This is a genomic window from Leptolyngbya cf. ectocarpi LEGE 11479 (genome assembly GCF_015207065.1).
Lineage (GTDB): Bacteria > Cyanobacteriota > Cyanobacteriia > Phormidesmidales > Phormidesmidaceae > Leptothoe > Leptothoe ectocarpi.
This window is the reverse complement of the sequence record NZ_JADEXP010000503.1, coordinates 1-3,284: the sequence shown is the minus strand read 5'-3', so window position 1 is coordinate 3,284 and position 3,284 is coordinate 1. Positions and strand designations below refer to the sequence as shown.

Below are 3,284 nucleotides of genomic sequence, written 5' to 3'. Positions count from 1 at the left end.
ACGTAGACGTAGCATTGACAGAGAGATCGCCTCCTCTCAATCGCCATTTCCTCACAGCATCCAACCAGGCAGCACAATACATCTACCCCCTTGACTAGGCAGATCCCTTCTGTATACTCTGAACTCTACGGCCCTCGCTGGCCCAACTACAGAGCTCATAATTAGCACCACCGCCAGGCGCTTGCAACACCTGACGGCGGCTACACCCTCTGGCTGAGATAGCAGCCTGGGAGCGCAGGTTTATGGTACCTGTTGCCACCCCGGATTGCATACAACTGCGGGGTGGCTATGATTGGGCTCTGGTTTCCTAACCCATATCTGAAGGAGATCAGAGCTATGTTGATCGATCCCACACAGGGTGCTGGTGCACCCACAGAGCCCCCTGCCAACGATGGCAGCCTGCCCGAGTATGAGTACGAAGAGGTGCGCATTACCCTGCTCGGCACCCTAATCAGTGTTCAAAACACCATCGCTACCTTGTTTAAGCTCAACTACGCTGAGCCCAACGACTGGAGCCGTCCGCTGCCCACTGGTCGCCCCTATGAGGTGATGGCGATTTTAACTCGACGGGTAAGGGTGAACTAACGGCAAAGGCGGAAAGCGGAAGGCAGAAAAGGAGACGGGGGCGTTTAACGGCGCGCGCTGTTACGGCTGTCTTCCGTTATGAGGGAAGTGGTGGCTAAAGTGAATCCCTCCTGATTTTGGACAGGTCTAAGTTGCCCAGGGGTAGAGGTTAGGCTGGGATTGGGGGAGTTGAGATCGCAGAATAAGAACTACTGACATGAAAGACTCAGCAGCCAATAGCTACACAGTTTGCCCGTGCTGTTCTGCTGAAATTTCTATTCGAACCTCCATCCCTAAAACGCCAGCAAAGATAATGCTAGAGATAGAAATTACCAACTCTGAGCACAGATAACAATGTTTTCGAAAATGTTTTCAAATGTACTGGTAGGGGCATATTTTCTAGGAAAGTTTCTCGGAGAAAAGCTTCAGAAATTTATAGATACATCTCGGGTACCAATTATCTTTTGCCCTGACTGCCTGACACAAATCCTGTAAGCCAGCATCTATAAGGGTTGCTGAGGAAATGGGCAGAGGGCATGCAAAGCTGAAGATACCAAACCATCAGCGTGATATGCATGTCAGCCTCTACCCAACTGTATAATCAATTGTTCAGCTTCCTGCGTCAACATAGCCGTTACAAAGATCTCCGGCATGTGAAAACGCTGGCTTGGATGGTCAGTGCCCTGATCTGTAGTGGCCAACTTAGCCTCCCAGTTTGGGAACCCTATGTCCCCAGCCGAGCGACTCAGGCTCAGAGTTTTGAACGTCGGTGGCATCGCTTTTTCATCAACCGATTCATTGATGTCAATGCCTTGTATCTACCGCTGGTCCTATTAGCCCTCACCAACTGGCGGTCCCATCGACTTTATCTAGCATTAGATACGACAGTGCTGTGGAATCGCTATTGTATGATTCACCTGTCGGTCGTTTGTTGTGGACGAGCCGTCCCATTTCTGTGGCGAGTCTTAGAGCATGAAAGTGCCATGGTTGCGTTCGATGCATATCGCCCCATGTTACGTCGTGCCCGTTGGCTGTTGCGTCGGCATTCCAACACCATGATGTTAGCCGACCGAGGGTTTGCCAACCATGACCTCATGAGTTGGTTGCAAGCGAGTGGTTGGCACTATTGTTTGCGTATTGCGTGTGATGTTCATCTCCACGGCCCCTGTCGTCATCCGATTGAAGTCCAAGCGCTGTGGCCACCCAAAGGAGAAGCAGCTCTCTATGAGAACGTGGGGCTCTGGCAAAATGGTAAACATCGGTGCAATTTAGTCTTGGCAACCGTTCGTGGCACTCAGGAATCCTGGGCGGTGATTACGGATGAGTCACCGAGTCTACAAACTTTGTGGCAATACGCCCTGCGGTTTCGAGTTGAGGAGTTGTTTTTGGATAGTAAATCAGGAGCCTTTGAACTCGAAGACTCTCGTATTCGATCCGCTCAAGCCCTAGAACGACTTTATTTAGTAGCTGCCATTGCCTTGCTATACGCCACCACTCAAGGCATGGCGGTACAGTGTGACGGGTTACGTCAACAGGTTGATACCCATTGGAGACGAGGACTCAGCTATCTCAAAATTGGCTTACGTTGGCTCAAGGGAGTGGTCAACAAAGGTCGAGCTATTCTGAAACCAGTCCCCTTATTGCCCAACGACCCAGACCCTTGTTTTGCTTCCTACAAGGCTGAGCAACGGTACTATGACCAGATTTGGTTTTCCCGTATTCGGTCAATACGATGTCGAACTTGAGATATTAATGGGGACATCTGAAGATGTGTCAGGCAGTCAGGGTACAGGCTCCGTAATTGATAGGAAAATCTGACTATATTTCAATATATTAACAATTAGCTAATCTATCCTGATAAATCAAAACTCCTCCGTAGAGTTTTAACTAACAAGATTAAGAATCAAATGATTTATAATTCTCATACTTAAATTAATATATAAGTTCAGATTCTTTTATAAAAGATCAAGAGCAATTATGGTAAGTCCTGAACAAGAAAGAATGCTTGCAAATGTACTGAAGTCTGATATTGAGACTCTCTATGCTTCTATTGGTTACTTTGAAGAACAAAAAAAGATTGGAGTTGCACCTTCTGATCGTAAAAAACTAACAGATCTAGGAAAGCAATGGGTTAACGACAGAAAAGATAAAATCAGAGATCTAATCTGCACCAATAATAAGATTAACGCTCTTTATAATTCCAACAGTGAGGATGATAAGGACAAGATTGAAGCAATTTTATTAATCGCGGATTTAATTGTAGCCATATGCTCTGGAATCCCTGCAATTTACGTCTCAACACTAATAATCAAGATTGGATTAAAGGAATTGTGTAATGAGCAGCAAAACATGGACTAATAGAATTGTATGGCCTGAGACAAACAGACACTGGGAAATACGGAAAGGTTTTACTATCAAAAACTATTCTTCCTTTGAACTAGATCGTATTATTAAGCTAGCAGAGGAAGAGAGCTATAGGCCAAATTTTTCATCTCAAGAAAACCTCGATTTTTTATTTCAAATACTATATGAAAATAGTTGTATTGAGACCTTAGAGACACAATTTGACTTCTATCAGATTATCTTTAAACCTTCAGAATATCGCAGAACGTCAGAAGACTTTAAAATGAAGGGGAATCGAAGCCTTGAAATTGGTGCTTTTGTCAATATTGATACCCCAGACACTATTTGGATAAATGATGGGATTGTCCTTGCTTTAG

Annotated in this window: 4 protein-coding genes; all 4 read left to right on the top strand. The window is 45.5% G+C overall.

Features of this window, described 5'->3' with window-relative positions; genetic code table 11:
• The first annotated feature begins 336 nt into the window (after positions 1-336).
• On the top strand, positions 337-585 hold the full coding sequence (locus IQ260_RS29060) for a hypothetical protein (protein WP_193996549.1): 249 nt from the start codon (positions 337-339) through the stop codon (positions 583-585).
• Between the two features lie 632 nt (positions 586-1,217).
• Positions 1,218-2,309, top strand: a complete 1,092-nt coding sequence (locus tag IQ260_RS29055; protein ID WP_322745073.1) for a transposase — start codon at positions 1,218-1,220, stop codon at positions 2,307-2,309.
• A gap of 232 nt (positions 2,310-2,541) precedes the next feature.
• Positions 2,542-2,922: a hypothetical protein gene (locus IQ260_RS29050; protein WP_193996547.1), complete on the top strand. Its 381-nt coding sequence runs from the start codon at positions 2,542-2,544 to the stop codon at positions 2,920-2,922.
• Positions 2,900-3,284, top strand: a 385-nt coding sequence (locus IQ260_RS29045) for a hypothetical protein (protein WP_193996546.1), incomplete at its 3' end; no start/stop codon positions are given. The genes IQ260_RS29050 and IQ260_RS29045, both read left to right, overlap by 23 nt.